The following is a 26480-nucleotide window of genomic DNA, read 5'->3' as shown; positions in this document are numbered from 1 at the left end:
CGCGTTGCGCGCCGTTCGACCCGGGAGCGCCGGCGAACCCGGCGCTCGTGGGACGGCGTCAGAGCGCGACGCCCAGGAGGGCGTCTGTGAGGTCGCGGACCAGGGCGGGGGCGTCGGGGTCGGGGCCGCCCTGGGTGAGGGCCTCGTCGGCCCAGGCGTCGATGGCGGTCAGGGCGGCCGCGGAGTCGAGGTCGTCGGCCATCCGGGCGCGTACCGTGGCCAGCAGCTCGTCGGCGCGCGGCCCCGAGGGCAGGGCGACCGCCGCGCGCCACCGCGCCAGCCGCCGCTCGGCGTCGGCCATCATGGACGGGACGTACTCCCAGTCCGCGCGGTAGTGCTGGGCCAGCAGCACCAGCCGGATCGCCATCGGTTCGTGGGCCACCCGCAGCCTGGACACGAACACCAGGTTGCCCTTGGACTTCGACATCTTCTCGCCGTCCAGCGCCACCATGCCCGCGTGCGTGTAGAACTTGGCGAACGGCCACTCGCCGGTGAGGGCGTGTCCCTCGGAGGCGCCGCACTCGTGGTGCGGGAAGATCAGGTCCGAGCCGCCGCCCGCCACGTCGTAGCCGCCCCCCAGGCTGTCCAGGGCGATCGCGGTGCACTCGATGTGCCATCCGGGCCGCCCTCGGCCCAGAGGGGAGTCCCAGGCGGGCTCTCCGGGGCGCTCGGCCCGCCACAGCAGCCAGTCGAGGGGGTGCCGCTTGCCCGCCCGATCGGGGTCGCCTCCGCGTTCGGCGAACAGGGCCAGCATCTGCGCCTCGTCGTAGCCGGACACCTGGCCGAACTTGGGCGCGTCGGACACGCTGAAGTAGACGTCGCCGTCCAGGGCGTACGTGACGCCCTTGGCGGACAGCCTGGAGATCAGCTCGGCCACCCGGCCGACGACCTCGGTGACGCCCACGTACTCGCGGGGCGGCAGGATCCGCAGCGCCTCCATGTCGCCGCGGAAGAGCTCGATCTCCCGCTCGGCCAGCTCCCGCCAGTCGATCCCGGTCTGCTCGGCCCGCTCCAGCAGCGGGTCGTCCACGTCGGTCGCGTTCTGCGTGTAGTGGACCTCGTGGCCCGCGTCACGCCACATCCGGCCGACGAGATCGAAGGCGTGGTAGGTGTTGGCGTGGCCGAGGTGGGTGGCGTCATAGGGGGTGATGCCGCAGACGTACATCCTGGCGGTCGGCCCCGGATCGCTCTGCCTCACCTGCTTGGCCGAGGTGTCATAGAGACTCAGCGGAATGCTCTCACCTGGGAGCTTTGGAACGTTCTGGGCAGCCCACGATCTCATGTGTTTGAGCCTATCTGTCCCGATCAGCGGTCAGGTCAGTGAACTCGTACGTCACGTCCTGCGGCGAGAGTGAGACCTCCATCACCGACAGGGAGGCGAAGACCCGGCCGTCGGGGCGCTCGTGCCGGACGATGAGCGCGCCGGGGTCGGCGGACGGCTCCGCCTTGATGAGCTCGCTCCAGGTCTCGCTCTCGAACCTGGGCAGGTACACGACGACCCGTTCGCTCGCCGGATCGAGGCCCGTGTTCACGATCATGCTGATCCCGTCGGGCAGGTCGGTGGTGGTCAGCCGGTCGCCGTCCCAGCTGAACATGCGGATCCGCGCCAGGTCGGCGAGCACCAGGTGGAAGGGGTCGTAGCGGGTCAGGTCGGGGCCGGGCGGCCCGCCCGTGAACGCGGCCCGCAGTGCCAGGTCGCCGCGCGAGAGCCGGTCCGTCTCCGGCGCGGGCCGGCCGTGCCCGTTGAGCAGCGCGGCGGCGCGGCGGGCCGCCGGGTTGACGGCCAGCCAGGTGCCGCCGGCCTTGAGGTCGCGCCCGCCGACCACGCCCGGATATTCCGGCCAGTGCTCGCCCGGCGCCTCCCACGGGCGGTCGGTGAACTCGTCTCTGACGCCCATGAGGGTGAGCGTCCGCCCGGGTTTCACGATCAGCGTGCACATGGGGCAAAGGGTAATAAACGGGCTTCGGCCGCCGACGGGAGGGGGGCGGGCCCTGACGGGCCCGGGAACGGTTCAGATCGGGGGCCAGGGGATGGCGGGCCAGCCCTCGGAGGGGTACGGGTGCACGCCGGTGTCGAGCAGCCGCCTGACGCGCTGCCAGGTGGCCTCGACCTCCTCCAGGCTCAGCAGCTCGCGCAGCCTGCGCCCGAGGGAGCCGGACTCGATGTCGCGCTCCAGTTTGGCCAGCACGGCCACCGCCTCGCGGGCGAGGGGCTTGCCGCGCCACTGCCAGAGCACGGTACGCAGCTTGTCCTCGACGGAGAAGCAGACCCCGTGATCGACCCCGTAGACGTGCCCCGTGGGCAGCGGCAGCAGGTGGCCGCCCTTGCGGTCGGCGTTGTTGACCACCGCGTCGAACACCGCCATCCGGCGCACCAGCGGGTTTCGGCTCTTGACCAGCCGCTGGAGGTCGATCTCGCGCTCGGTGTCGATCCACAGCTGGACCATGCCGGGCCCGAAGGGGCCGTCGCGGTAGACGGTGGGCGGCACGATGTTCCAGCCGGTCGCCTGCGAGACCTCGAACGCGGCCACCTCCCGGGCGGCCAGCGTGCCGTCGGGGAAGTCCCACAGCGGGCGCTCGCCGCGTACCGGCTTGTAGACGCAGGCGGCCGAGCGGGAGCCCAGCTTGACCGAGCAGTAGAGCGTCATGTTGGTGGCCTCGACGAGGCGGCCGGCCACCTCCAGCCGGCCGTCGCGCAGCAGCGCGAGAGCCTCATCCTCCTGCATGGACGGCGGTTGCCGGGACGGCTTGACGGCCGGTTCGCTCTCCGGAGCGGTCATGAAGCCGCCTCACCCCCGCGATATCCGTTGAGGCGTACGCAGACGTGCCCGGAAGCGTCGAGCGGCTGTCCGCACAGCGGGCACGGCGGTCGGCCCGCGGCGACGATCTCGAGGGCCCGCCGGGTGAAGGCGCGAGCGGCTCCCGCGCTGATGCGCACGCGCAGCACCGCGGGGTCGGCGTCCTCGACGTCGTCCTCGTCGACGACCTCCTGCGCCTCGATCACCACTTGCGACTTCTCCGCGTCCCAGGCCAGCGCCATGGTGCCCACCCGGAAGTCCTCCGAGAGGGGCACGTCGAGCGGCGCGTCGTCGGCCAGGTCGGCCGGGGCCAGCGCGGGCACGTGCGCGGTGCCCCCGCTCAGGCGCAGCACCTCGTCCAGCAACTCGTCGAGCCTGCCCGCGAGGGCGGCGACCTGCAACTTCTCCAGCGCCACCGTGGTCAGTCTGCCCTCGGCCCTGGCCTGCAGAAAAAAGGCGCGCGCGCCCGGCTGCCCCAGGGCACCGGCGACGAACCTCTCTGGTGGGTCGTAGTCGAAGACCGGCATACGCTGACCTTACGTGGTTCCGGGTCCGCCGCCGACGGCGGCATCGCTCCCGGTGATGTTTTCTCCCCCGTCTTTCTCCTCCGAATCCTCGGGAAGCCGCAATTCCCCCATATCGTTGACCCTGAGAACAAAGGGTCGCAGGGGGGCATAGCGAATGATGGTGAGGGCCGCAGGATCGGCTGTTATCCGCTGAAAGTGATCGAGATGCAGGCCCAGAGCGTCCGCGACGATCGATTTGATCACGTCGCCGTGGCTGCAAACCAGGTAGACAGCCTTCTCCCCCAGGCGTTGATTCCACTCCCGGACCGCCGAGACCGCCCGGTGTTGCATACCGGCCAGGGACTCCCCTTCCGGAAATGTCACCGCACTGGGGTGCGCCTGCACCACCTGCCACAGCGGCTCCTTGGCGAGCTCCTTGAGCGGGCGGCCGGTCCAGCCGCCGTAGCCGCACTCGATGAAGCGGTCGTCGACGAGGACGTCCATCCCCCGCCCGTCGGCGACCGCGTGGGCCGTTTCCCGGCAGCGTTCGAGCGGGCTGGAGACGACGGCGTCCAGCCTGACGCCCGCGACGCGGGCGGCCAGCGCCGCGGCCTGCGCCCGGCCGGCCTCGCTCAGATGCACCCCCGGCGTACGTCCGGCCAGCACCGGGCCGGTGAGGTCCGTCAGCCCGTGGCGGGCCAAAAGCAGCGTGGTCACTCCGCAAGTGTCGCAGGCGTGGATCACAACATCTCATCGTGGGCCGCCGCTGCCGCCTCAACCGCGAGCAACAGTGGTGCGGCAGCCCGATGAGCAGGTTTCTTGTTGGTAACCTGGCGGGATCATGGAGCAGCGCTATGTCGGCCACAGCGGCCTGTCGGTGTCCCGGCTGGGGCTCGGCACGATGACCTGGGGGCGTGACACCGACGCCGACGAGGCGGCCGCCCAGCTCCGCACGTTCCTGGACGCGGGCGGCAATCTCGTCGACACGGCCGACGTCTACACCGGTGGCGACTCCGAGCGGCTGCTGGGCCGGATGCTGCGCGACTCGGTGCCGCGTTCGGAGCTGGTGATCTCCACCAAGGCCGTGGTGACGCCGACCGGCCGCCGGCCGCGCGACGCCTCCAGGCGCCACCTGATCGCCGCGGTCGACGACTCGCTCAACCGGCTCGGGCTCGACTACGTCGACCTGTGGCAGCTGCACACGTACGACGCCGAGGTGCCGCTGGAGGAGACCCTGGCCGCGCTCGACGCGATCGTCTCCTCCGGGCGGGCGGTCTACGCCGGCGTGTGCGACTACACCGGCTGGCAGCTGGCCGTCGCGGCGGTCACCCAGAAGATGATCCCCGGCCGCATCCCGATCACCTCGGCGCAGGCCGAATACTCGCTGCTGGCCCGCGAGCCCGAACGCGAGCTGCTGCCCGCCGCCGCCGAGCTGGGCGTGGGCGTGCTGGCCTGGTCGCCGCTGGGCCGCGGGGTGCTGACCGGGAAATACCGCACCGGCATCCCGGCCGACTCCCGGGCCGCCACCCCGCACTTCGCCGACTTCGTCCGGCCGTATCTGGATGAGCGCAGCCGCAGCGTCGTCGAGTCGGTCATGACCGCCGCCGACGGGCTCGGCGTCTCACCGCTGGCGGTCGCCCTGTCCTGGGTCCGCGATCAGCCGGGGATCTCCTCGGCCATCGTCGGAGCCCGTACGCACGCGCAGCTCACGGGGGCCCTGACGGCCGAGGACGTGGTGCTGCCCATAGAGATCCGAGAGGCCCTCGATGACGTGTCGTCACTCGACTGACCCCTCGCCCCAGGAACGAGAGACCCCCTCGCGTATCACTAGTCGATACCGAATCGCAACTTTACCTGCCAAACGCCTGCGTCTCATGTCCGATGTCCATAAAGATTTTCCCCGGAAGCGACGCAGGAGGGGACGGATGGGGAGCAGGACCGCGATCTCGGTTGGAGTTCTCGCGGTGGCGCTGGTGGCCGTCCCGGGGGCCGCGACGGCCGCGACGGCCGACGCGCAGGACTGCACACGCGACGGGGGCCTGCTCTCAGGGGTGACCAACACACTGTGCGACGTGGTGAGCACGCTCACCGGCACGGTCGACACCTTAACCGGCGGGACGACCGAAAAAGTGACGGACGGCGTGACCGACACCACCGACGAGGTGCTCGGCAGGGTCGGAGAGGCGGTGCCGACCACCAAGTCCACGCCCACCACCAAGTCCTCGCCGTCGCCCGCCACCTCCACGACGGGGCAGGACGACCCCTCGAGCAGCGCCTGCCAGCCGGGGCTCGCCTGCGCGGACGGGGAGGCCACGCAGAAGCTCTCCCCCTCGCCCTCCCCCTCGCGCACGTCGCGGCCCCGCGAATGGGGCGTGGAGTCCCTGCCCAGCAGGAGGCCCACCGCGCCGGAGCAGCGGCCGCAGACCGTGGACACGGGGCGGCCGGTGGTCGAGAAGGAGACGAAGGTCGACACGGACGAGCCGCGGGTGGACCTGCTGTGGCCCAATCCGTTCGCCCATGAGCTGACCCTGCCGATGCAGGACAAGCGGGTCGTACGGCCCAGCCCGCCCGCCTCGGACGTGCTGGGGACGGCGCTGACGATCGCGCTGCTGGGGTCGGCGGTGCTGGCCACGCGGATCGTCCAGCAGCGGCGGCAGCGCACGGAGCCGGTGGAGTCGATCCCCTTCGAACCGGCGCGCGCCGGCAGCGGCAGTGGCACCGGGAACGGCCGTCATCGCCTGGCCTGACCGGCCGGGAACGAAGAAGCGGGGCCCCGCGACCCGCGAGACCCCGCACTGACCTCTGATCAGGCGCCTACGGCCCTCTGATCAGGCGCCGACGGCGTGGACACCGCCGTCCACGTGGACGATGTCGCCGGTCGTCGCCGGGAACCAGTCCGACATGAGAGCCACGCAGGCCTTGGCCGCCGGAATCGTGTCCGACAGGTCCCAGCCCAGCGGGGCCTTCTCCGGCCAGCTGTCCTCGAACTCCTTGAAGCCGGGGATCGACTTGGCCGCCATGGTGCGCAGCGGACCGGCCGCCACCAGGTTGACGCGGATGTTGTGCTGCCCCAGGTCACGGGCGAGATAGCGGCTGCACGACTCCAGGCCCGCCTTGGCCACGCCCATCCAGTCGTAGACGGGCCACGCCTTCGTGGCGTCGAAGTCGAGGCCCACGACCGCCCCGCCCTCCTTCATGAGGGGCAGGCAGGCCACGGCGAGCGACTTGAACGAGTAGGTCGACACGTGCAGGGCCGTGGCGACGTCCTCCCACGTGGTGTTGAGGAAGTTGCCGCCCAGCGCCGTCTGCGGGGCGAAGCCGATCGAGTGGACCACGCCGTCGAGGCCGTCCACGTGCTCGCCCACCCGCGCCGCGAGCGTGTCGAGGTGCTCGTTGTTCTGGACGTCGAGCTCCAGCACCGGCGCCGGCGCCGGCAGCCGCTTGGCGATGCGCTCGACCAGGCTCAGCCGGCCGAACCCGGTGAGCACCACCGTGGCGCCCTCCTCCTGGGCCAGCTTGGCCACCGAGAACGCGATCGAGGCGTCGGTGAGCACGCCGGTCACGAGGATCCGCTTGCCTTCGAGAATTCCCACGTCAGTGCCCCATTCCGAGTCCGCCGTCGACCGGGATCACGGCCCCGGTGATGTAAGAGGCGTCGTCGCCGGCCAGGAAGCGTACGACGCGTGCCACCTCCTCGGGCGCCGCCTGGCGGCCGAGGGGGATGCGCGAGACGATCGCCTCCTGGTCGAGGTCGGCCGTCATGTCGGTGGCCACGAAACCGGGCGCGACCACGTTGACCGTGATGTTGCGCGAGCCGTACTCGCGGGCCAGGGAGCGGGCGAAGCCGACCAGCCCGGCCTTGGAGGCGGCGTAGTTGGCCTGGCCGGCCTGGCCGGTCAGGCCGACCACGGAGGAGATGAGGATGATCCGGCCGCGCTTGAGCTTCATCATCGGGCGGATGGCCCGCTTGGCCACGCGGTAGGCGCCCGTCAGGTTGGCGTCGATGACGTCGGTGAAGGTGTCTTCCTTCATCATCGCCAGCAGCGTGTCCTTGGTGATGCCGGCGTTGGAGACGAGGACCTCGACCGGGCCCTGCTCCGCCTCGACCTTGTCGAACGCGGCCTCGACGTCGGCCATGCCGGTGACGTCGCAGCGCACGCCGAACAGGCCCTCGGGCGGCTCCCCCGATCGGTAGGTGACCGCGACGGCGTCGCCGGCCGCGGCGAGTTCACGGGCGATCGCGAGGCCTATGCCGCGATTGCCTCCGGTGACGAGTACAGAGCGTGCCATGGCACCAGACGCTATCTCCTACCGGCGGGTATCCGGTTGTCCGGGTGGCACAAGATCACAGGGTTAGGATCGTGGACATGCGCCAGATCGATCCCGACTTCCTGGAGCTGCCGCTGCGGCAGCTGGCGGACGCCGCCCTGCAACGCGCCCGCGAACTCGGCGCCGAACACGCCGACTTCCGGCTCGAACGCGTCAGGGCCGAGACTCTCAGCCTTTATGACGCCCGGCTCGAAGGCGCCATGGACGCCGACGACCTCGGCTACGCCGTGCGCGTCGTCAAGGGCGGCACGTGGGGGTTCGCGGCCGGCATCCGACTGACGCCGGAGGCCGCCGCGGCCGTGGCCGAGCAGGCGGTGCGGGTGGCGGAGGTGAGCGCCCCGATCAACCGGGAGCCCATCGAGCTGGCGCCCGAGCCGGTGCACGCCGAGGCCGTGTGGGTGTCGGCGTACGACGTCGACCCGTTCGAGGTCTCCTCGGCCGACAAGGTGAGCCTGCTGGCCGACTGGTCGGCCGGCCTGCTGAAGGGCGCCGACCACGTGTCGGCGCGGCTGCTGCAGGTCAAGGAGCAGAAGTTCTACGCCGACACGGCCGGCACGGTCACCACGCAGCAGCGGGTGCGGGTGCATCCCAAGCTCAACGCGATGAAGGCGCACGAGAGCGGCTTCGACGACATGTCGACGCTCGCGCCGCCGGTCGGGCGCGGGTACGAATACCTGACGGGCACGGGCTGGGACTGGCAGGGCGAGCTGGCCAGGCTGCCCGAGTTGCTGGCGGAGAAGCTGGCGGCGCCCTCCGTCGAGGCGGGCGACTACGACCTGGTCATCGACCCGTCCAACCTGTGGCTGACGATCCACGAGTCGATCGGCCACGCGACCGAGCTGGACCGGGCGCTCGGCTACGAGGCGGCGTACGCGGGCACCAGCTTCGCCACGTTCGACCAGCTGGGCGAGCTGGTCTACGGCTCGCCGCTGATGAACGTGACCGGCGACCGCACGGTCACGCACGGCCTGTCCACGATCGGCTACGACGACGAGGGCGTGCAGGGGCAGAGCTTCGACATTGTCAAGGACGGGATCCTGGTCGGCTACCAGCTCGACCGGCGGATGGCCCTGATGAAGGGGCTCGGGCGGTCCAACGGGTGCGCGTTCGCCGACTCGCCTGGGCACATGCCGATCCAGCGCATGGCCAACGTGTCGCTGGCGCCCGCGCCTGACGGCCCCTCCACCGACGAGCTGATCTCGGGCGTGGAGCGGGGCGTCTACATCGTCGGCGACAAGAGCTGGTCGATCGACATGCAGCGCTACAACTTCCAGTTCACCGGGCAGCGGGCGTACAAGATCTCCCACGGGAAGCTGGCCGGGCAGGTCAGGGACTTCGCCTACCAGGCGACCACGACGGACTTCTGGCAGTCGATGGAGGCCGTCGGCGGGCCGCAGACGTACGTGCTCGGGGGCGCCTTCAACTGCGGCAAGGGCCAGCCGGGTCAGGTCGCGCCGGTCAGCCACGGCTGCCCGTCGGCGCTGTTCAGGGGCGTGCGGATCCTCAACACCGTTCAGGAGGGTGGCAAGTGAACGAGCGGAGCGAGCGAACCCGTAAGCACGGATTCTCGGAGAGCCGGTCCGGCTTGCCGGTCCAGACCTCTCCGCAGGAGATGGTCGAGAGGGCCCTGGAGCTCTCGGCGAACGACGACTGCGTGGTGCTGGTGGACGAGGGGTCCACGGCCAACCTGCGGTTCGCGGGCAACACGCTCACCACCAACGGCGTCGCCCGCTCCTCCCGGCTGACCGTGATCTCGATCGCGGGGGAGGGTGTCGGGGTCGTGTCGCGAGCCGCCGTACGCGACGATCAGCTCGCGGACGTGGTGGCGGCGGCCGACGCGGCCGCGCGGGAGGCCCAGCCCGCCGAGGACGCCCGCGCCCTCGTCGAGGGCGTGCCGGCGTCGCCGCACTGGGGCTCGGCCGTGGAGCCGACCGACATCGGGGTGTTCGAGGGGTTCGCGCCCGCGCTCGGCGACGCGTTCTCGGCGGCGGAGGCGGGCGGCAGGAAGCTGTACGGGTTCGCGGAGCACTCGCTGACCTCGATGTTCCTCGGCACGTCGACGGGCCTGCGGCTGCGGCACGACCAGCCGACCGGGCGCCTGGAGCTCAACGCCAAGTCGGCCGACCTGAAGCGCTCGGCGTGGACGGGCGTGTCCACCGAGGACTTCACGGACGTGGACGTCGCGGCGCTCGACTCCTCGCTGGCGCAGCGGCTGGAGTGGGCCAAGACCCGGGTCGACCTGCCGGCCGGGCGTTACGAGACGCTGCTGCCGCCGAGCGCGGTGGCCGACCTGATGATCTACCTGTTCTGGTCGGCGGGGGCCAGGGACGCGCTCGACGGGCGCTCGGTGTTCTCCAAGCCCGGCGGCGGCACGCGGGTGGGCGAGCGGCTGGGCACGCTGCCCGTCACGCTGTCGAGCGACCCGTCAGCGCCGGGCATCGCGTGCGCGCCGTTCGTCACGGCGCACGCCTCCAGCCGGGAGAGCTCGGTATTCGACAACGGGTTGCAGCTGGGGCCGACCGACTGGATCAAGGACGGGCGTCTGGAGGCCCTGCTGCAGACCCGCTACTCGGCGGAGCTGAGCGGCCTGCCGGTGACGCCCGGAATCAGCAACCTGATCATGTCGGGCCCCGAGGGCGGCCGGTCCATGGAGGAGATGATCGCCTCCACGGAGCATGGGCTCCTCGTCACCTGCCTGTGGTACATCCGCGAGGTCGACCCGCAGACGCTGCTGGTGACCGGGCTGACGCGGGACGGCGTCTACCTGGTCGAGCACGGGGAGGTCGTGGGCGAGGTCAACAACTTCCGCTTCAACGAGAGCCCGGTCGACCTGCTCGGGCGCTTGACGGAGGTGGGCGCGGGCGGGCGCACGCTGCCCCGGGAGTGGAACGACTACTTCCAGCGCACGATCATGCCGGCGGTGCGGGTGCCCGACTTCAACATGTCGACGGTCAGCCAGGCCAGCTGACCTTCCCGGCGGCCGCGCCCATCTCGGGCGCGGCCCTCGTGATCAGCGGGGGCCCAGGAGGGCGCCCAGGGCGTGGCTGAGAGCCTCGCCGAGGGTCTTGGTGCACGCCTCGTAGCCTTCGTACGGGCCCCCGTACGGGTCGTACACCTCGAGCACCCGCCGCACGTCGCGCCGCTCGGCGGCCGACTCGACGATCGCCCGCGCCCGCTCGGCCGTGTCCGACCGGTAACGGCGGTGCCCCGCCCCGGCCGCCAGTTGGGCGAACTCCGGCAGCGTGAACGTCTTGCGCTCCGCCGCAGGGTCGATCCCGACGGCCACGGCCCGGTGCCCGGCCTCCATCGTCAGCAGCAGATCGGCCGAGCTGACCAGGTCGAGGTCCAGCATCCGGGCACGGTGCGCCCGGCCGTCCAGGCCCAGCCGGTGCAGGGCCGTGATCGCGTGGGGGGCCATCGGCTGGCCGACCAGCGCATGAACCCCCGCGCTCCCCGTCACCACGGGCAGGTGCGCGGAGTTGAGCATCGCCTCGGCGATCACCTGCGCCATGGCGGAACGGCAGATGTTCGCCGTGCACACCAGCAGGATCCGGAACTCAACACTCACACCGGCCAATCTAACCTCTCGCCTCCGGCGAGGGGCGGCGGGACGGCCCTCCGATCCTCCGGGCTCCCCCGGGGCCTGCACGGCCCCCTACGGCCGCCAGAGAGCCGTACACGGCCCGCGAGGTGTCCTGGAGGTCAGGCGTCCTCGAGGCGGAAGCCCACCTTCATGCCGACCTGGAAGTGCGCGACCTCTCCCGCGTCGAGGTATCCGCGGATCTCCGTCACCTCGAACCAGTCGAGGTGACGCAGCGTCTGCGAGGCCCGCCTGATGCCGTTGCGGATGGCCTCGTCGACGCTCTCCCCCGACGTTCCGACGATCTCGGTGACCCGGTACGTTCGATCCGTCATCTCCACATCCTCCTTACTCAAAGGCCATGATCGCATGACCCCTGTTCCCGCACCGGGGCGCTGTCGCCCCCTGCCTGTTCCAGGTCTACGGTGGAAGACATGAAGGGGTGGCGCAGGAGAGCAGACGTCCACCAGGTCACGGACGCCAAGCCGTCGCTGTCGGACGACATCCGCAAGCGCGAGATCGGCTACCTCATCAAGATGGGCATCCGGACGATCTGCCTGATCCTGGCGGTCGTGGTGCCGGTGCCGTGGCCGTACCGGCTGCTGTTCATCGCGGCGGCTGTCTTTTTGCCATACATAGCCGTAATCGGGGCCAATGAGAGAGGGAAGCCTGCCCCTCCGCCTACCTTTGACACCCCTGAAGCTAACCAAACCGAGATACCGCTGCATCGACGCGAGATCGGGTCGTGACTAAGTCTTGACGCATCCCACGGGTTGTAGGTGTACGCTTTAGGCAAGCGCTCCGGTCCCCCGTCGGAGTGCTGGTGCCGGCGTTCCGGGCCCCCGTCGGAACGCCGATGACGCGGCGCCGGGTGGTTTGCCCCCGTAACCACCCGGCGTCGCCTTTTTCCTGGTGAAGCTATTGATCAGCTTGGCGATGCCGGCCGCAGTCGGATAGGGCCGCTTTCCCGAAACCGTTTGCACTCCCTCCCGCCTCGTTATTCACAGGAAATCTTCAGGCGGGAGGGCGGCTTGACTTCAAGAGTTCGTTCGAGTGTCAGCTGTCTGTCAGCGTCTCCGCTGTGGCCTGTCCCCAGTTCTTCGCCAATGTGATCAGTTTCGCCACCGCGTCGTCGGGGGCGGTCCCGGCTCCCTGGGCGAGGCCGAGCAGATACGCCGTCAGGGGCGCGGCCGGTCTGGCCACGCCGTGGGCGACCTCCTTGGTGAGGTCGAGTATCAGGTCGCGGTCCACGGTGGCCGGGTCGATGCCCAGCTCCTTGCAGGCCAGTGCGGTCCATTCGTTGAGCACGTTCATGCGAGCCTCCTCCAGGTCGTCCATTGTGTCGCAGTCGAACCACGGCCTTCCCGGCAGCGCCAGCCGTACGGCTGTGAGGGGGCCGAGCAGGCCCTTGAGCGAGCGGCCCTGGTAGGCGGCGAGGGCCCGCTTGAGCCGGGCCGTCGGCCACACCCCGGCCAGCCACTGCTCCCGTCCCCCGTCATCCACCATCACCACCCCACCGACCGTCCCTTTCTCGGACGCCCGCTGCCGGGCATCTCCGGCCGCTGACGGCACGGCACTCCCCGCCGCCGTCCCAGCGGCGTCCTGAGACACCGGCCAGGGCGCTTGGCTGGGCATCGACGGCCCCGCCGCGCCCTCGGACGCTGACCGCGCCACGCCGCCGGGCGCCGCCTCTACGACGTCGCCGGGCGTCGGGATCACGACATTGCCAGACACCGGCCGCGCCGTCGCACCGGCCGTCGGGCGTGCGGCGTTGCCGGCCGTCGGGCGTGTCGCAGCGGTGTCCGTCTGGGGCGTCGGCTTTTCCCCTGTGGCGGTCGCCGGAGCCGGGTCGGCGGCGTTGAGGGGCGCCGGCTCTGCGGCTTCGGCATGCGTCTGGGGTGCTGGGGGTCCGGCTGGGCTGGTCGGTGGGTGGTTTGTGGCGGCGTTCAGGAGGGCCGTGACGTGGGGGGCGGTGATGAACGGCAGGTCGCCCGCCAGGAGGACCACCCATGGGGCGGTGACCTCGTTCAGTCCGGCCGTCAGGGCCGGGACGGGGCCGCTTCTCGGCGGGTCCTCACGGACGAACACCACTCCGGGGATCGGGCGCTCGGGGCCGACGACGATCGTCGTGCGGGCGTCCGCGACGGCCGTCACCACGTGCTCGACCAGGGATCTGCCGCCCACGGTGAGGCCGGGCTTGTCCGCCCCGCCGAGCCGTCGCGCCTCTCCCCCGGCCAGGATCACCGCGTCGAAGGCCACCTGACCCGGGCTCTCGGCCGAGGGCGCCACCTGGTCAGCCGCCGATGGCGGACATGGGACGAGCGGGCTGGAGGAAGGACGGGTCGTCGATGCCGTGGCCGGCGCGCTTGCGTGCCACGGCGGCGATCCAGCGTTCGGCCAGTTCCTCGTCGGAGGCCCCCTCGCGCATGCGCGTCTTGAGGTCGGACTCCTCCCTCGCGAAGAGGCAGTTGCGTACCTGGCCGTCGGCGGTGAGCCGTACGCGGTCGCAGGACCCGCAGAACGGGCGCGTCACCGACCCGATCACCCCGACCCGGGCGGGACCCCCGTCCACGAGGAACCGCTCGGCCGGCGCGCTGCCGCGCTCCTCCAGGTCGTCCGCCGTGAGGTCGAACGCGCTCGACAACCGGTCGAGGATCTCGTCGGCGTTGACCATGCCCTCGCGGGTCCAGCCGTGCTGGGCGTCGAGGGGCATCTGTTCGATGAAGCGCAGCTCGTAGCCCTGGTCGAGGCACCACCGCAGCAGCGGTACGGCCTCGTGGTCGTTGATGTCGCGCATGAGCACCGCGTTGACCTTGACGGGACGCAGGCCCGCGTCGTCGGCGGCGGCGAGGCCGGCGATCACGTCGGCGTGCCTGTCCCGGTGGGCGAGCCGCTTGAACGTGTCGCGATCGAGCGTGTCGAGCGAGACGTTGACCCGGTCGAGCCCGGCGGCGGCCAGCGGCGCGGCCAGCCGGGCAAGCCCGATGCCGTTGGTGGTCAGCGAGACCTGCGGCCTGGGGGTCAGGGCGGCGGTGCGGGCGACGATGTCGACCAGCTCCCGCCTGATGAGGGGTTCGCCGCCGGTGTAGCGGACTTCGGTGATGCCCAGGCGTTCGACGCCTATGGTCACGAGGCGGACGATCTCGTCGGCGGTGAGGAGCTGCGCGTTGGGGAGCCAGTCGAGGCCTTCTGGGGGCATGCAGTACGTACAGCGCAGGTTGCACTTGTCCGTGAGGGACACCCGCAGATCCGTCGCCACCCGTCCGAACGAGTCTCGCAACATGGGGCGTCACCTCCTGTTCGTTCGCCAGAGGGCCAGACTACGACGCCTGTTGGGCGACGCTCAAAATCACTCCTTCACCGCACGACAACGTTTTGCCGCCTAGATCGATTCCACACAGCCAGGCCGAAGCCGCGTCTCTGTGTTCACCCCGCCGCCTCGTACCAGGCCTCGCGGGCGTGCATCAGGTCGGCCAGGTGGTTTCTCGACCACTCGCAGCCCGCGTTCATGGGCTCGATGAGGCTGCGGCCGAGGTCGGTCAGCTCGTACTCGACGCGCGGCGGGATCTCGTCGTACGCGGTGCGGGTGAGAAAGCCGTCGCGCTCCATGGCGCGCAGGGACTCCGTGAGGACCTTCGGGGTGATGCCGCGCAGCGTGACCTGGAGCTCCTTGAAGCGACGTGGGCCCGACTCCAGGCAACGGATCAGCTTCGCGGTCCACTTGTCGCCGATGCGGATCGGCGCGGCTACCGGAGGGCATCCGGTGAACATGTCCGGATCGAGTGGCTCGGCCATCCCGACATCGTAGGTAACTATCGTTGCGGAAAGCGACGTCTCACCCTTTACCGTCTCGGCGAGTGGCCGGTCCGAAGAGGCCGGCCCAGGCAGAAGGGGCGTGGTGAAGGTGAGCAAGATCGTCGTTTTCGGTGCCGGTGGCCGGGCCGGGGTGCGGGTGGTCGCGGAGGCGGCCGGGCGGGGGCACGAGGTGACAGCCGTCGTCCGGGATCCCGGGAAGTATGCGGGTGTGTTCCCCGAGCCGGGTGCGTCCGGGGCGGGTTCCCCCACGGGGCGGGTGCGGGTGGTGGCTGGGGATGTCACCGACCCGGCCGGCGTGGCGGAGGTCGCGGCGGGGCACGACGCGGCCGTTCAGGTGGCGGCTCGGCTGGACATGTCGTCGGAGGAGTTCTACACGGCTGCGGCCCGGGCGCTGGTCGGCGGGCTGGGCAAGGCCGGGGTGTCCCGGCTGGTGGCGGTCGGGATCGGGAGCCTGCTGGAGGTCTCTCCGGGGGTCCGGCTCGTGGACACGCCGGACTTCCCGGCGGAGGCGCGGGCGTTCTCGCTGGGGCATGCGGCGGAGTTGGAGGTGTTCGAGGGGTCGGGGCTCGACTGGGTGGTGCTCGCGCCGCCGCCTGTGTTCCTCGATGAGTCGGCGTCGCGGACCGGGCGTTATCGGATCGGGGGTGGGGAGGTGCCGGCGTTGGAGCCTGCGTTCTCGTTCGCCGATCTGGGGGTGGCGGTGGTGGACGAGGTCGAACGGCCCCGGCATCACCGCGTCCAGGTTGCCGTGTCGTACTAGACACCGCCGGTTCCCGCACTTCCGGGACGTCTCGTCACCACGCCGCCGCTTTCGGAACGCGCCTGGTGGTGCCCTGGTGGTAGGGCGTCCTGGAAGCCGCGAGCGATGGAGCGCCCTGGGGACGTAAGGCACGGGGCACGCCACGCTTGGGCGCGAGCGGCACTGGGCGCGGGCGGCACTGGGCGACTGCGATGGTCGTGGGGCATGCGGGGCGTGGCAGCGGGGCGCGGGGCGCGGAGGCGAGCGGCGCGGAGGCGAGCGGCGCTGGACGTACGGCGTGCGACGTGCCGAGCGCATTGGACGTGGGGGCGTGGCAGGCAGGGCCCACTGGAAGTGAGGCGCGCGGGACCCGAGACCCCACGGGATCTGGGGTGCGCAGGACCTGGGGTACATGGAACCTGAGGCGCACGGGACCCGGGGTGCACGGGACCCGGGGTGCGCGGAACCTGGGGGCTTGGGAGTGGGCCCGGGTTGTGGTGGTGGGGGTCGCGGTGTTGGGAGGAAGGGGTGGGAATGGGAAACGCCCGGCCGGAGAGGCCGGGCGTTTCGGGGTGGATCAGCGGCGGCCGACGACCTTGACCCAGTCCTTGCCCTCCGCCGGGGAGAGCGAGCGGGAGCCCTCGAAGACCGCGCGCCACGTACCCGACGTGCGGGCGGGAACCCGCGTCGAGAAGTAGCCCTTGCCACTGGTCCTGATGGTGTCCACGTACTCCCAGCGGCCGCTGCCGTCAGGCTGGAAGAGGATCACGATCCGCTTCCAGGCCAGACGGTGCCAGCGCTCCGAGTCCTTGCAGTAGTCGGCGTTGTGCACCGAGACGAGGCCACTGATGTAGTCCTCGTCGCACTGCACGGAGAGCTTGCCCTCGAGAGTGATGGGCCGGCCCCGCCATGCGGGCTCGGGGTTCGCGTCGAACTGCAGGCTCGTGTAGCCCGCGACATCCGGGTCCAGGCCCGGGTCCGGGTCCGCGAGCGCGGGCGAGGCGGCGGTCGCCACCATCGTCGCGCCCAGGGCGGCAGCCGCCAGGCCGGCGGCTAGACGTCGCATCTTCAAAATGGAATTCCTTCCCCGTCTCGAACGCGGCCCCAAGACGGGGCCACGTCAACGCCAATGACGCGTAAGGGTAAGGAAAAGTTGTGGTAAAGCTGATCACAATTCCGCAACGGCGGTTTAAGGCCGTGCTATAGGCATCTTTTCGGCTATTGCGTAATTTGTCGGGACTTGGAGGCGTCTGAGGCGTAGTGTCCTGTTCCGGGGTAGCGGACGCGCCAGAAGCCCCCTGAACGGCCCGTGACCGTCGCCTCGAAGGTCCCCGAGGCGTCCGTCGTCGTCTGCCCTATCCGCTCCCAGGCCGAGGCCTCGTCGCCGCGCCACAGGATCTCCAGCCGCTGCCTGGCGAACGGGCCGTAGTCGGTGTAGCCGCGCGGGTCCACCCGCCTGAGCGAGCCGCGCAGGCGTACCAGGTCCGAGCCTTCGAGCTTGTCCGCCCGCACCGACGAGAGCTTCGTGTCCCGCCTGAACTGGAACGACGCGTACTCGGTGACCGTCGTCCCGCCCGCTCCCCTGGCGGTGGCGCTGATCGTCCAGGTGCCGGTCGGGTAGTAGCGGTTCAGCTGCTTGTCGGGGAGGAAGCGCCAGGTCTCCCAGCCGTTCGCCATGCGGGCCGGCGGGCCGGATCCCGGTCCCGCGGTGCGCCAGGTCAGCTGCGGAAGGGTTCCCTCCAGAGCGTCCTCGGCCGCCTGCGGTGCTTGCGCCGCTTTCTGGCCGAGGGATAGGGCCTGGCCGGGTGCCGAAGCGGGAGCGGGTGCCTGAGCGGGAGCGAGTGCTGGTGCGGATGCTTGAGCGGGAGCGAGTGCTGGTGCGGGTGCCTGAGCGGGTGCTGGTGCGGGTGCCTGAGCAGGAGCGGGTGCCGGTGCCTGGGCGGGTGCCGGCGCTGCGGGCTGGGCGCCCGGTCGAGGTTGGTTGTGCGGTGCGGGGCGGGCATTCGGTGCTGGGCGGGCGCCCGGTCGTGGCTGGTTCGGCGGTGCCGGGCGGGCAATCGGTGCGGGGCGGGCGACCGGTGCCGGCCGGGGCGCGGTGCCCGGGGCGGGGCGGGTGCCGGCGGAGCCGCTGGTGGGGGCGGGGCCCACCGAGCCGGTGTCGGGGGCGGGCGCCGGGGCCGGAGCCGGCGCCGGGATCGGTAGCTTGTCGGTCAGTACGGGGCCGGGCGGAGCGCCGGGTTCGACTTTGACGGTGATGCCGTCCTTGCCGCGCGCGCCTTTGGCGACGACGTCGACCACCAGGCGTACGGAGTCGTTCGCCCCCACGATGGGCTCGGCCGGACGGACGGTGATCGCGCGGATGGCGGGCTCGGTCGCGACCGGAGGCGCGGGCACGGTGAGCGGCCCGGCCGCGAGCGAGACGAGAAGAAGGCTTCTGGTCATGATCGAGACGGTAGGAACCGCCCGGTAATGGCCAGGACCTCGACACACGCCACGAATGGCAAAACCGGGATCAGCCGGAGCAGGCGCGAACCCCGCCGAAAGCGGCCCAGCGAAAGCGGCCTCCCGGAAGTGGCCGACCGGAAGTGGCCGACCGGAAGTGGCCGACCGGAAGTGACCGACCGGAAGTGACCGACCGGAAGTGACCGACCGGAAGCCGACCGCCGGAAGCCGGCCGCCGCAAGAGCGAGGTCCGCGCCGGAAGCGGGCCTAACGTGGCCCGCTGTAGAGGCCCTCGATGACGTCGGCGTACTTGGCGTGGATGATCCGCCGCTTGAGCTTCAGGCTCGGGGTGAGCTCCTCGGTCTCGGCCGTCCACTCGGTGCCGAGCAGCGCCCACTTCTTCACCTGCTGCACCCTGGCCAGCTTGGCGTTGGCGCCCTCGACCGCCGTCTCCACCTCCTTGATGACCTCCGGGTGCTCGGCCAGCTCCGCCAGCGAGGCGAACGCGATGCCGCGCGCCTGCGCCCACCCCGGCGCCACCTCCCCGTCGAGCGTCAGCAGGGCCACCGGGTGCGGCCGGTTGTCGCCGTAGGCGAGGGCCTGGCCGATGAGCATGTGCTCCTTGAGGTGGTTCTCGATCTCGGCCGGGGAGATGTTCTCGCCGCCCGCCGTGATGATCAGCTCCTTCTTCCGGTCGACCACCCGGTAGAAGCCGTCCTCGTCGACCGTGCCGATGTCGCCGGTGTGCAGCCAGCCGCCGTCGTCGACGAGCTCCGCCGTGGCCTCGGGCCGGTTGACGTAGCCGCGGGTGTTGAGCGGGCTGCGGGTGAGGATCTCGCCGTCCTCGGCGATGCGGATCTCGACGCCGGGCTCGGCCCTGCCGACGGTGCCCAGGCGGTAGCAGGAGGGGCTGTTGCCGGTGAACGCGCCGGTCGTCTCCGTCATGCCGTACACGTCGATGACCTTGAGCCCGAGCCCGGCGTAGAAGTGCTGCACCTCGGCGGGCAGCGGCGCGGCGCCCGTGGCGGTCCACTCGGCGCGGTCGAAGCCGATCATGCCGCGGATGATCGACAGCAGGGACGCGTCCGCCTGTTCGTAGGCCGCCTGGATCTCGGGGGTGATCGTGCGCCCGTACTGGCCGGCCTCCACGTACGCGGCGCCCGCGCGCATCGCCTGGCGCACGGCGGCCTGCTGCTCCTCCGGCTGGGTGGCGAGCACGGCGAGCAGGCGGGCCATCATCTTCTCCCACACGCGCGGCACCCCGAAGAACATCATCGGCCTGACCTGCCCCAGCGTCGCCCCCAGGTTGGCCAGGTCGGTGCAGAAGTGCACGTGGGAGACCTTGACCAGGGGCAGGTAGAGGCTGAGGATGCGCTCGGCGATGTGCGCGTACGTGAGGTAGGAGATCTGCGTGCCGCGGACGGGCAGGCTCGTGATGCGGTCGGTGGCGGCGACCTCGTAGAAGACGTTCGCGTGGGTGAGGGGGACGCCCTTGGGCATGCCGGTGGTGCCCGAGGTGTAGAGGACGGTGACCACGTCGTCGGGGGTGACCGCGCTCATGCGGGTCTCGACCTCGGCCGGGTCGGCGGCCAGACGCGTGCGGCCCAGCTCCAGGAAGTCCTCCCACGACATGAACCGCTCGTCCGCGGGCGCCCCCTCCAACATGATGATCTTGCGGAGCCCGTCCAGCCGGGACAGGACGGGCTGCCAGCGGGCCAGCTCGGCCGGGCCGCCCAGCACCGCGTACCTGGCGGCCACGTCTCCGGCCACGAACGCGATCTGGTCGGGCGCGAACGTCGAGTACACCGTGCACCCGACCCCGCCGGCGTGCACGGCCCCGAGGTCGGCGAGCACGTGCTCGCTGCGGTTGACCATCATCACCGCCACCGACTCCCCGGGGCGCAGCCCGAGCGCGGTGAATCCGGCGGCGATCTCCAGGACCCGCTGCCGCGCCTGCGCGTAGGTCAGCGTGGTCCAGCCGTCGCCCTCGGGATCGGAGTAGGCGGGGGCGTCGGGGTGCTGCTCGGCGGCGTGCCTGAGCTGTTCGCAGACGGTACGGCCGGCGATCTGCCGCTCGATCTCGGCCCGGACTTCGAGGACTTCGGCCATGGCGCGCGCCTCCAGTCAGTGGTCACTTGCGTGAGTTGGCCTGCATCGCACCACACCTAAGGGGTAGCGGCAAGAGCTTGCGGAGAAAGACCTGCGTCCGTCACGTAAAGTAATCGACCGGGTGCACAGAGAGGGCGGCACATGACCGGCAGGACGTTCTTCGGGCATCCCTGGGGGCTGGCCACGCTGTTCGGCACCGAGATGTGGGAGCGGTTCAGCTGGTACGGGCTGCGGGCGATCCTCGCCACGTTCCTGGCCGCGTCGCCGGTGCAGCACGGCCTGGGCCTTTCGGACGAGACGGCGCAGGCGGTCGTGGGCGTCTACGGCGCGCTCATCTACCTGGTGGCGCTGCCCGGCGGGTGGATCGCGGACCGGATCCTGGGGCCGCGCAGGTCGGTGTTCTGGGGCGGGTTCGTCATCATGCTGGGGCACATCAGCATGGCCGTCCCGGTGTCGTCGCCGTTCTTCGTGTGGCTGGGCCTGCTGCTGATCATCGCCGGCACCGGCCTGCTCAAGCCGAACATCTCCGTCATGGTCGGACGGCTCTACCCGGAGGAGGACGACGGGCGCAGGGACGCCGGGTTCTCGCTGTTCTACCTGGGCATCAACCTGGGCGCCTTCTTCGCGCCCATCGTCGTCGGCTGGCTGGCCAACGGCGACCGGTGGCACCTGGGGTTCGGCGCGGCGGCCGTCGGGATGGCGCTCGGCCTGATCCAGTACGTCTGGGGCGGCCACAACCTGCGGGGCATCGGCGAGCGGCCGGTCCACGTGGAGCACCGCCGGTTCTGGCCGGTGGCCGGGATCGCCGCGGCGGCGACGGCGATCGCGCTGGGCGCCTGGGCGGCGACCGGCACGCTCACGATCGACCGGCTCACCGTGGCGATCACCGTGGTCATCCTCGTCGTGCCGGTGGCGTACTTCTCCTACATCCTGCTCGGCAGCCACGACCTGACCGAGGACGAGCGAATCCGGATGAAGGCCTACATCTGGCTGTTCGTGGCCGCGTCCGTCTTCTGGATGCTCTACGACCTGGCGCCGAGCAAGCTGCTGTTCTTCGCCAGGGACCACACCGAGCTGTCGCTGTTCGGCATCCCGATCCAGCCGGCCACGACGCAGTCGTTCAACCCGCTGTTCATCATGATCTTCGTGCCGGTCTTCGCGGCGCTGTGGGTGAAGCTCGGGACGCGGGTGAGCACGCCGCAGAAGTTCGGGTTCGCGCTGGTCATGGTGGGGTTGAGCTTCGTGGTGATGGCCGTCGCGGCGGCGCTGGCGGGGCCCCGCAAGGTGTCGGTGTGGTGGCTGGTGCTCGTCTATCTCATCCAGGTGTTCGGTGAGCTGTCGCTGAGCCCGGTCGGGCTGTCGGTGACGGCGAAGCTGGCGCCCGAGGCGTTCAAGGGGCAGATGCTCGGGGTCTGGTTCATCGCGGTGTCGGTGGGCGACGCGGTCGGCGGGCAGACGGGGCGGCTCGGCCGGGTGCTGTCCGACCCGATGTACTACCTGGTCCTGGCGGCGATGGCGGTCGTGGCGGGGCTCGCGCTGTTCATGTTCACCCGGAAGTTGCGGGGGATGATGGCCGAGCATCACGAATCGGTCATACGGTAAATATTCCGACGTGTCTGAAATCCTCGACCTGATCGGCATCTTCGTCTTCGCGTTGACGGGCGCGCTCATGGGCGTGCGCAAACGGCTCGACGTGGTCGGGATGGTGGTGCTGGCCGAGATGACCGCCCTGGGCGGCGGCGTCGTACGCGACCTGATCCTCAACGTCCGGCCCGCCGCCTTCCAGAGCCTCGGGTACGTGCTGGTGCCGGTGGCCGCGACGGTGATCGTGTTCTTCTGGCATCCGCACGTGGCGCGGGTGATGCCGCTCATCCTGGTGCTCGACGCGGCGGGGCTGGGGCTGTTCTGCGCGGTGGGGACGGAGAAGGCCCTGGAGTACGGCCTCGCCCCGCTGCACGCGGCGCTGCTGGGGGTGGTGACGGGCATCGGCGGGGGCATGCTGCGCGACGTGCTGGCCGGGGAGATCCCGACGCTGCTGTACGACCGTCAGCTGTACGCGGTGCCCGCGCTGCTGGGGTCGGGGGTGATGGCGGCGCTGTCGGCGTACGGGCTGCACGGCTGGCCGGCCACGCTGGCGGCGGCGGTGCTGGCGTTCGGGCTGCGCTTCCTGGCGATGCGTCGCAAATGGCGCGCGCCCCTGGCACGGGGCTCCGGGGAGTGACTCTCAGACCATCGCGATGAGCGCGTCCACCGGGCGGCGGGGGCCGGTGGGTCCGTGGTCGCGGGCGGCGCGGATGCGGGTGATCGCTTCCGTCAGGACCTGGGGCGGCTGGGTGTAGGGCAGGCGGAGGTAGCTCTCCAGGGTGCCCTCCAGGCCGAACCAGGGGCCGGGCGCGAGGCGTACGCCGTGGTGGGCGGCCGCCTCCGCGAGCGGCGTGGCACCCGGGCCGTTCAGGCGCACCCACAGGGTGCCGCCGCCGCGCGGCACCGTGAATGTCCACTCGGGCAGGTGCTCGCGCAGCCCCGACACCAGCGCGTCGCGTGAGGCGCGCAGCGTGCGGCGGCGCTCGGCGCGCGTCTCCTCCAGCCGGTCGAACAGCCGCGCCACCACGAGCTGTTCCAGCACCGGGCTGGCGATGTCGACGGCCGCCCGGAACATGGCCAGCCGGCGCGCCAGCGCGGCGGTGGTGCGGACCCAGCCGATGCGCAGCCCGCCCCACCACAGCTTGGAGGCCGAGCCGATGCTGATCACCCGGCTGTCGGTGTCGAACGCCGCCGCCGGCGACGTCCGGGGCACCTCGTCCAGCGTCAGCTCCGACCAGGTCTCGTCCACCAGCAGCACCGTGTCGGTGCGCCGGGCCGCGCCCACGACGGCGGCGCGGGTGGCGTCGTCCATGAGGGCGCCGGTCGGGTTCTGGAAGTCGGGCATGAGGTAGGCCAGCCGCGCCCCCGACTGGCGCATGGCCCCCGCCAGCAGATCGGCCTGCCAGCCCTCGTGCGAGATGCCGACCGGGACGATCCTGGCGCCGCGCTGCCGGGCCACGTCGATGGCGTGCGGGTACGTCGGCGACTCCACGAGCACCGGGTCGCCCGCGCCGACGAGCAGGCCGAGCACGAGCTGGATGGCGTGCTGGGAGCCGGTCGTGACGAGGATCTGCTCGGGCCGGGTGGCCAGGCCCCTGGCGGTGTAGTGGGCGGCGATGCGCTCCCTGAGCACGGGCAGGCCGATGGGGTCGTAGCCGTTGCCCATGCCGTACCTGGGCAGGTCGTCCACCGCCTCCAGCATCGCCTGCCGCAGGGCCGACGGCGCGGGCGGGGCGGCGCACTGGAGCTGCACGAGGCCGTCGCCGTCGGTGCTGAGCCACGGATTGTCGGCCGTGGTGGCCGGGTCGGGCAGGGCGGTCCAGCTGCCGGAGCCCTGGCGGCTGTCCAGGTAGCCGCGCTCGCGGAGCAGGTCGTAGGCCGAGGTCACGGTGGTGCGGCTGACCTTGAGGGTCTCGGCCAGGTGGCGTTCGGCGGGCATGCGGACGCGTACCGGGATCTGGCCGTCCATGATGAGGGCGCGCACGCCGTCGGCGAGCGCGCGGTAGTACGGACGCGCCGCCGGGTCGATCTTGATGAGCCGCGCCACCTGGGCCGCCGACAGATGCCTCATAAGGCCACTTTTCGCGATTGGCCCTGTTTTGGCAAGTCGGTGGCATGCCAATCTGTGGCCACTATGAGTGAAGCGACCGTCCCCCGGCTCAGTTCGTCCCTTCCCGCCCGCCTCGTCAGGCTGTACGGCGGGCTCGCCCTGTACGGCGCCGGCATCGGCCTCCAGGTCGAGTCCGGGCTGGGCAACGACCCGTGGGACGTGTTCCACCAGGGCCTGGGCCTGCGGACCGGCCTGTCCATCGGGACCGTCATCATCGGCATCGGTGCCCTGGTGCTGCTGCTGTGGATCCCGCTGAAGCAGAAGCCCGGACTGGGCACGGTCAGCAACGTCGTCTTCCTGGGCCTGTTCGCCGACGGCGCGATCTTCCTGCTGCCCACCCCGTCGCACGTGATCCTGCAGGGCCTGTACGTGGCGCTCGGCGTCGTCGCCATCGCCCTGGCCACCGTGCTCTACATCGGCGCCGGGATGGGCCCGGGCCCGCGTGACGGCATCATGACCGGGCTGATGCGGCTCGGCCTGTCGGTGCGGCTGGGCCGCTTCCTCATCGAAGTCACGGTCCTGGCCGCCGGCTGGCTGCTCGGCGGCACCGTGGGCGTGGGGACGCTGGTGTTCGCGCTGGCCATCGGGCCGTTGACCCAGCTGTTCACCCGCTGGTTCCCCCTGACGTGATCCCGTGACCGGGACCGGGCATGACGCGACATGATCGGACCCGCTCACGGGATCACCCCTCATCCGAGTAGCGTCTAGGCATGCGGATCGAGGACTACGCCCTCATCGGGGACATGCAGTCGGCGGCTCTCGTGGGCCGGGACGGTTCGATCGACTGGCTGTGCCTGCCCAGGTTCGACTCACCCTCCTGTTTCGCGTCGCTGCTCGGCAGCGAGCGCAACGGCCACTGGTGGCTCGGCCCCACGGGCCGCAGACCGGCCACCCGGCGGCGCTACCGGCCCGAGACGCTCATCCTGGAGAGCGAGTGGGACACCCCGACGGGCACGGTCCGGGTGATCGACTTCATGCCGCCGCGCGACCGCAACCCCGACGTCGTGCGCATCGTGGAGGGCGTCTCCGGGAGCGTGGAGATGTCCACGCAGCTGCGGGTGCGCTTCGACTACGGCCGGATCGTGCCGTGGGTGCGCCAGAGCGACGGCCACCTGCAGGCCATCGGCGGCCCCGACTCGGTGTGGCTGCACTCTCCCGTGCCGCTGAAGGGCGGCGACTACGCCCACCGGGCCACGTTCACGATCAAGGAGGGCGACCGGCTGCCGTTCGTCTTCACCTGGCACCCCTCGCACGAGCCGATGCCGGCGCAGATCGACGCCGAGACCCAGCTGAGCGAGAGCGAGGCCATGTGGGCGGAGTGGGTCGCGCGGTGCACCTACCAGGGCCCGTACCGGGACGCCGTGGTGCGCTCGCTGATCACGCTCAAGGGCCTCACCTACGCCCCCACCGGCGGCATCGTCGCCGCGCCCACCACGTCGCTCCCCGAGGACGTGGGCGGGGTGCGCAACTGGGACTACCGCTTCTGCTGGCTGCGCGACGCGACGATGACGCTCGACGCGCTGATCAGCTCCGGCTACCTGGAGGAGGCCGCCGACTGGCGCGCGTGGCTGCTGCGGGCCATCGCGGGCCGGCCCCAGGACCTGCAGATCATGTACGGCGTCGCGGGCGAGCGCCGGCTGCCCGAGCTGCGCCTCGACTGGCTCGACGGCTACGAGGACTCCCGGCCCGTCCGCATCGGGAACGAGGCGGTCAAGCAGCTCCAGCTCGACGTGTACGGCGAGGTGATGAACTGCCTGTTCGTCTCGCGCACGCGCGGCCTGTCACCCGACGACCGGGCGTGGACCATCCAGCGGGAGCTCCTCGACTACGTGGAGGACCACTGGGACGAGCCCGACGAGGGCCTGTGGGAGGTGCGCGGGCCCCGGCGGCACTTCGTGCACTCGAAGGTGATGTGCTGGGCGGCGCTGGACCGGGCGGTCAAGTACGTGGAGCGGTTCGGCCGCACCGGCCCGGTCGACAAGTGGCGCACGCTGCGCGACGTCGTCCACGCCGAGATCCTCTCGAAGGGCTACGACGCGCGGCGCAACACCTTCACGCAGTCGTACGGGTCGTCGGAGCTGGACGCGTCGCTGCTGATGATCCCCATGGTCGGCTTCCTGCCGGCCGACGACCCCCGGGTGGTGGGGACGGTGGCGGCCATCGAGAAGGAGCTCATGTCGGACGGGTTCGTGCTGCGCTACCCGCTGGCCGAGGACAACGACGTGGACGGCCTGACCGGCGGGGAGGGCGCCTTCCTGGCGTGCAGCTTCTGGCTGGTGGAGGTGATGGCGATGCAGGGCCGCAAGGAGGAGGCGAAGACCCTGTTCGAGCGGCTGCTGGGGCTGCGCAACGACGTGGGGCTGCTGGCCGAGGAGTACGACCCCCGCTACAGCCGGCTGGTCGGCAACTTCCCGCAGGCCTTCAGCCACGTCCCCCTGATCCACGCCGCCCGCGCCCTGTCGTAGCG

The 26480-nt window shown here is 71.1% G+C and carries 26 protein-coding genes; 10 read left to right on the top strand and 16 right to left on the bottom strand.

The window, feature by feature from the left end; all coding sequences use genetic code 11:
* Positions 1-58: 58 nt before the first annotated feature.
* From mshC to ACIBI9_RS26090, 5 genes are all read right to left on the bottom strand, one after another.
* On the bottom strand, positions 59-1282 hold the full coding sequence (gene mshC / locus ACIBI9_RS26110) for a cysteine--1-D-myo-inosityl 2-amino-2-deoxy-alpha-D-glucopyranoside ligase (protein ID WP_397225150.1): 1224 nt from the start codon (positions 1280-1282) through the stop codon (positions 59-61).
* 10 nt (positions 1283-1292) lie between these two features.
* A complete protein-coding gene (locus tag ACIBI9_RS26105; protein ID WP_397225148.1) occupies positions 1293-1940 on the bottom strand; it encodes an NRDE family protein in 648 nt (215 codons plus the stop codon).
* A gap of 72 nt (positions 1941-2012) precedes the next feature.
* Positions 2013-2780: an SCO1664 family protein gene (locus ACIBI9_RS26100; protein WP_364841798.1), complete on the bottom strand. Its 768-nt coding sequence runs from the start codon at positions 2778-2780 to the stop codon at positions 2013-2015.
* Entirely contained in the window at positions 2777-3325 is a 549-nt protein-coding gene (locus ACIBI9_RS26095; protein WP_397225146.1) for a DUF3090 domain-containing protein, read from the bottom strand. The genes ACIBI9_RS26100 and ACIBI9_RS26095 overlap by 4 nt, the downstream gene beginning before the upstream one ends.
* Before the next feature lie 9 nt (positions 3326-3334).
* Positions 3335-4021, bottom strand: a complete 687-nt coding sequence (locus tag ACIBI9_RS26090) for an MSMEG_4193 family putative phosphomutase (RefSeq protein ID WP_397225144.1) — start codon at positions 4019-4021, stop codon at positions 3335-3337.
* 124 nt (positions 4022-4145) lie between these two features.
* Between ACIBI9_RS26090 and ACIBI9_RS26085 the strand changes: the two genes are divergently transcribed.
* Both ACIBI9_RS26085 and ACIBI9_RS26080 read left to right on the top strand, forming a co-directional pair.
* Positions 4146-5093, top strand: a complete 948-nt coding sequence (locus ACIBI9_RS26085; protein WP_397225142.1) for an aldo/keto reductase — start codon at positions 4146-4148, stop codon at positions 5091-5093.
* Positions 5094-5229: 136 nt separating this feature from the next.
* Positions 5230-6051 carry a hypothetical protein gene (locus ACIBI9_RS26080; RefSeq protein WP_397225140.1) on the top strand — a complete coding sequence of 274 codons (822 nt, stop codon included), beginning with the start codon at positions 5230-5232 and terminating at the stop codon, positions 6049-6051.
* A gap of 81 nt (positions 6052-6132) precedes the next feature.
* Here ACIBI9_RS26080 and fabI read toward each other — a convergent pair whose 3' ends face one another.
* Positions 6133-6897 carry an enoyl-ACP reductase FabI gene (gene fabI / locus ACIBI9_RS26075; protein WP_397225138.1) on the bottom strand — a complete coding sequence of 255 codons (765 nt, stop codon included), beginning with the start codon at positions 6895-6897 and terminating at the stop codon, positions 6133-6135.
* 1 nt (position 6898) lies between these two features.
* The gene (locus tag ACIBI9_RS26070; protein WP_397225136.1) at positions 6899-7594 is read right to left on the bottom strand and encodes a beta-ketoacyl-ACP reductase; all 696 of its coding nucleotides are present in this window, start codon (positions 7592-7594) and stop codon (positions 6899-6901) included.
* Positions 7595-7671: 77 nt separating this feature from the next.
* Here ACIBI9_RS26070 and ACIBI9_RS26065 point away from each other — a divergent pair, with 77 nt between their 5' ends.
* Both ACIBI9_RS26065 and ACIBI9_RS26060 read left to right on the top strand, forming a co-directional pair.
* Positions 7672-9165, top strand: a complete 1494-nt coding sequence (locus ACIBI9_RS26065) for a TldD/PmbA family protein (protein ID WP_397225134.1) — start codon at positions 7672-7674, stop codon at positions 9163-9165.
* A gap of 80 nt (positions 9166-9245) precedes the next feature.
* Positions 9246-10601 carry a metallopeptidase TldD-related protein gene (locus ACIBI9_RS26060; protein ID WP_397225132.1) on the top strand — a complete coding sequence of 452 codons (1356 nt, stop codon included), beginning with the start codon at positions 9246-9248 and terminating at the stop codon, positions 10599-10601.
* A 42-nt stretch (positions 10602-10643) separates the two neighbouring features.
* On the opposite strand, the gene ACIBI9_RS26055 is transcribed toward ACIBI9_RS26060, so the two are convergent.
* Positions 10644-11201 carry a hypothetical protein gene (locus tag ACIBI9_RS26055; RefSeq protein WP_397225130.1) on the bottom strand — a complete coding sequence of 186 codons (558 nt, stop codon included), beginning with the start codon at positions 11199-11201 and terminating at the stop codon, positions 10644-10646.
* Between the two features lie 134 nt (positions 11202-11335).
* Positions 11336-11548: a dodecin gene (locus ACIBI9_RS26050; RefSeq protein WP_185076887.1), complete on the bottom strand. Its 213-nt coding sequence runs from the start codon at positions 11546-11548 to the stop codon at positions 11336-11338.
* A gap of 99 nt (positions 11549-11647) precedes the next feature.
* Between ACIBI9_RS26050 and ACIBI9_RS26045 the strand changes: the two genes are divergently transcribed.
* The gene (locus tag ACIBI9_RS26045) at positions 11648-11962 is read left to right on the top strand and encodes a DUF3099 domain-containing protein (protein ID WP_397225127.1); all 315 of its coding nucleotides are present in this window, start codon (positions 11648-11650) and stop codon (positions 11960-11962) included.
* Positions 11963-12269: 307 nt separating this feature from the next.
* On the opposite strand, the gene ACIBI9_RS26040 is transcribed toward ACIBI9_RS26045, so the two are convergent.
* From ACIBI9_RS26040 to ACIBI9_RS26030, 3 genes are all read right to left on the bottom strand, one after another.
* Positions 12270-13472 (bottom strand): NTP transferase domain-containing protein, encoded by a 1203-nt coding sequence (locus tag ACIBI9_RS26040; RefSeq protein WP_397225125.1) that lies wholly within the window; start codon positions 13470-13472, stop codon positions 12270-12272.
* Between the two features lie 34 nt (positions 13473-13506).
* The gene (gene moaA / locus ACIBI9_RS26035) at positions 13507-14496 is read right to left on the bottom strand and encodes a GTP 3',8-cyclase MoaA (protein WP_397225123.1); all 990 of its coding nucleotides are present in this window, start codon (positions 14494-14496) and stop codon (positions 13507-13509) included.
* Positions 14497-14639: 143 nt separating this feature from the next.
* Positions 14640-15008: a winged helix-turn-helix transcriptional regulator gene (locus tag ACIBI9_RS26030; protein ID WP_397225121.1), complete on the bottom strand. Its 369-nt coding sequence runs from the start codon at positions 15006-15008 to the stop codon at positions 14640-14642.
* A gap of 109 nt (positions 15009-15117) precedes the next feature.
* On the opposite strand from ACIBI9_RS26030, the gene ACIBI9_RS26025 reads away from it, so the two are divergent.
* Positions 15118-15789 (top strand): NAD(P)-dependent oxidoreductase, encoded by a 672-nt coding sequence (locus ACIBI9_RS26025; RefSeq protein WP_397225119.1) that lies wholly within the window; start codon positions 15118-15120, stop codon positions 15787-15789.
* Between the two features lie 556 nt (positions 15790-16345).
* On the opposite strand, the gene ACIBI9_RS26020 is transcribed toward ACIBI9_RS26025, so the two are convergent.
* The 3 genes from ACIBI9_RS26020 to ACIBI9_RS26010 all read right to left on the bottom strand — a co-directional run bounded on the left by ACIBI9_RS26020 (position 16346) and on the right by ACIBI9_RS26010 (position 20319).
* Positions 16346-16834: a hypothetical protein gene (locus ACIBI9_RS26020; RefSeq protein ID WP_394496466.1), complete on the bottom strand. Its 489-nt coding sequence runs from the start codon at positions 16832-16834 to the stop codon at positions 16346-16348.
* 152 nt (positions 16835-16986) lie between these two features.
* Positions 16987-18210, bottom strand: a complete 1224-nt coding sequence (locus ACIBI9_RS26015) for a hypothetical protein (protein WP_397225117.1) — start codon at positions 18208-18210, stop codon at positions 16987-16989.
* A 267-nt stretch (positions 18211-18477) separates the two neighbouring features.
* Positions 18478-20319: an AMP-dependent synthetase/ligase gene (locus ACIBI9_RS26010; protein ID WP_397225115.1), complete on the bottom strand. Its 1842-nt coding sequence runs from the start codon at positions 20317-20319 to the stop codon at positions 18478-18480.
* 141 nt (positions 20320-20460) lie between these two features.
* Here ACIBI9_RS26010 and ACIBI9_RS26005 point away from each other — a divergent pair, with 141 nt between their 5' ends.
* Together ACIBI9_RS26005 and ACIBI9_RS26000 are read left to right on the top strand one after the other, a co-directional pair.
* A complete protein-coding gene (locus tag ACIBI9_RS26005) occupies positions 20461-21921 on the top strand; it encodes a peptide MFS transporter (RefSeq protein WP_397225113.1) in 1461 nt (486 codons plus the stop codon).
* Positions 21922-21931: 10 nt separating this feature from the next.
* The gene (locus ACIBI9_RS26000; protein WP_397225111.1) at positions 21932-22540 is read left to right on the top strand and encodes a trimeric intracellular cation channel family protein; all 609 of its coding nucleotides are present in this window, start codon (positions 21932-21934) and stop codon (positions 22538-22540) included.
* A gap of 3 nt (positions 22541-22543) precedes the next feature.
* Here the strand turns inward: ACIBI9_RS26000 and ACIBI9_RS25995 are convergent, their stop codons facing one another.
* Positions 22544-23974, bottom strand: coding sequence for a PLP-dependent aminotransferase family protein (locus tag ACIBI9_RS25995; protein ID WP_397225109.1), 1431 nt, complete (start codon positions 23972-23974; stop codon positions 22544-22546).
* A gap of 63 nt (positions 23975-24037) precedes the next feature.
* On the opposite strand from ACIBI9_RS25995, the gene ACIBI9_RS25990 reads away from it, so the two are divergent.
* Both ACIBI9_RS25990 and ACIBI9_RS25985 read left to right on the top strand, forming a co-directional pair.
* Complete coding sequence (locus tag ACIBI9_RS25990; protein WP_397225107.1) at positions 24038-24643, top strand: YitT family protein; 606 nt, start codon at positions 24038-24040, stop codon at positions 24641-24643.
* A gap of 80 nt (positions 24644-24723) precedes the next feature.
* Entirely contained in the window at positions 24724-26478 is a 1755-nt protein-coding gene (locus ACIBI9_RS25985) for a glycoside hydrolase family 15 protein (protein ID WP_397225105.1), read from the top strand.
* Positions 26479-26480 lie beyond the last annotated feature (2 nt).

The organism is Nonomuraea sp. NPDC050451 (genome assembly GCF_044458585.1).
The sequence above is the reverse complement of the archived record's forward strand: the minus strand, read 5'-3'. Positions and strand labels throughout refer to the sequence as shown.

What these genes read in the sequence shown, in the direction of transcription:
- mshC (WP_397225150.1), bottom strand. Translation starts at nt 1,282, where the DNA reads ATGAGATCGTGGGCTGCCCAGAACGTTCCAAAGCTCCCAGGTGAGAGC.
- ACIBI9_RS26105 (WP_397225148.1), bottom strand. Translation starts at nt 1,940, where the DNA reads ATGTGCACGCTGATCGTGAAACCCGGGCGGACGCTCACCCTCATGGGC.
- ACIBI9_RS26100 (WP_364841798.1), bottom strand. Translation starts at nt 2,780, where the DNA reads ATGACCGCTCCGGAGAGCGAACCGGCCGTCAAGCCGTCCCGGCAACCG.
- ACIBI9_RS26095 (WP_397225146.1), bottom strand. Translation starts at nt 3,325, where the DNA reads ATGCCGGTCTTCGACTACGACCCACCAGAGAGGTTCGTCGCCGGTGCC.
- ACIBI9_RS26085 (WP_397225142.1), top strand. Translation starts at nt 4,146, where the DNA reads ATGGAGCAGCGCTATGTCGGCCACAGCGGCCTGTCGGTGTCCCGGCTG.
- ACIBI9_RS26080 (WP_397225140.1), top strand. Translation starts at nt 5,230, where the DNA reads ATGGGGAGCAGGACCGCGATCTCGGTTGGAGTTCTCGCGGTGGCGCTG.
- ACIBI9_RS26070 (WP_397225136.1), bottom strand. Translation starts at nt 7,594, where the DNA reads ATGGCACGCTCTGTACTCGTCACCGGAGGCAATCGCGGCATAGGCCTC.
- ACIBI9_RS26065 (WP_397225134.1), top strand. Translation starts at nt 7,672, where the DNA reads ATGCGCCAGATCGATCCCGACTTCCTGGAGCTGCCGCTGCGGCAGCTG.
- ACIBI9_RS26060 (WP_397225132.1), top strand. Translation starts at nt 9,246, where the DNA reads ATGGTCGAGAGGGCCCTGGAGCTCTCGGCGAACGACGACTGCGTGGTG.
- ACIBI9_RS26050 (WP_185076887.1), bottom strand. Translation starts at nt 11,548, where the DNA reads ATGACGGATCGAACGTACCGGGTCACCGAGATCGTCGGAACGTCGGGG.
- ACIBI9_RS26045 (WP_397225127.1), top strand. Translation starts at nt 11,648, where the DNA reads ATGAAGGGGTGGCGCAGGAGAGCAGACGTCCACCAGGTCACGGACGCC.
- moaA (WP_397225123.1), bottom strand. Translation starts at nt 14,496, where the DNA reads ATGTTGCGAGACTCGTTCGGACGGGTGGCGACGGATCTGCGGGTGTCC.
- ACIBI9_RS26030 (WP_397225121.1), bottom strand. Translation starts at nt 15,008, where the DNA reads ATGGCCGAGCCACTCGATCCGGACATGTTCACCGGATGCCCTCCGGTA.
- ACIBI9_RS26020 (WP_394496466.1), bottom strand. Translation starts at nt 16,834, where the DNA reads ATGCGACGTCTAGCCGCCGGCCTGGCGGCTGCCGCCCTGGGCGCGACG.
- ACIBI9_RS26015 (WP_397225117.1), bottom strand. Translation starts at nt 18,210, where the DNA reads ATGACCAGAAGCCTTCTTCTCGTCTCGCTCGCGGCCGGGCCGCTCACC.
- ACIBI9_RS26010 (WP_397225115.1), bottom strand. Translation starts at nt 20,319, where the DNA reads ATGGCCGAAGTCCTCGAAGTCCGGGCCGAGATCGAGCGGCAGATCGCC.
- ACIBI9_RS26005 (WP_397225113.1), top strand. Translation starts at nt 20,461, where the DNA reads ATGACCGGCAGGACGTTCTTCGGGCATCCCTGGGGGCTGGCCACGCTG.
- ACIBI9_RS25995 (WP_397225109.1), bottom strand. Translation starts at nt 23,974, where the DNA reads ATGAGGCATCTGTCGGCGGCCCAGGTGGCGCGGCTCATCAAGATCGAC.
- ACIBI9_RS25990 (WP_397225107.1), top strand. Translation starts at nt 24,038, where the DNA reads ATGAGTGAAGCGACCGTCCCCCGGCTCAGTTCGTCCCTTCCCGCCCGC.
- ACIBI9_RS25985 (WP_397225105.1), top strand. Translation starts at nt 24,724, where the DNA reads ATGCGGATCGAGGACTACGCCCTCATCGGGGACATGCAGTCGGCGGCT.